The 576-nt window shown below is 46.5% G+C and carries 1 protein-coding gene; it reads left to right on the forward strand.

Features of this window, described 5'->3' with window-relative positions; translation table 11 throughout:
* The coding region (locus R7Q11_RS28140) for a Gfo/Idh/MocA family protein (protein ID WP_405532582.1) at positions 1-576 on the forward strand (576 nt) is incomplete at both ends.

Raw genomic sequence — 576 nt, forward strand, 5'->3', positions numbered from 1 at the left:
TGTGAAAAGCCAATGGCTTCGAACTACGCATTGGCACAACAGATGTTTGCCTGTGCTGAGGAAAACAACGTTGTGTTGTTTGAAGCGTTTATGTCGCCTTACACACCAAACTTCCAAGTATTGAAAGAGAGCGTACCGTTTAGCGCTCCGTTACGACATGCGACGATCAGCTATTGCCAGTATTCATCGAGATACCAAAAATACCTAAATGGAGAAAATCCAAACACATTCAATCCTGCGTTTTCCAATGGCTCCATCATGGACATCGGTTATTACTGCGTGGGTTCTGCGATTGAGTTGTTTGGTGAGCCGAACTCTGTTCAAGCCAGTGCGCATGTGCTTCCATCAGGCGTTGACGGATGCGGCAGCGTAACGCTGGCTTATGATGGCTTTAACGTAAATCTTCTGCACTCGAAAGTCAGTGATTCTCTTATCCCAAGCGAGTTTCAAGGTGAGCAAGGCAGTGTGTTGGTCGATATGATCGCCACAGGCCGTGGTGTAGAGCGTATTCTTCGTGGTGAAGAAAAAGAGACCCTAACTTTGCCTCAAACCGAGAATCATATGTTCTACGAAGCA

It is taken from the genome of Vibrio sp. 970 (genome assembly GCF_033339075.1).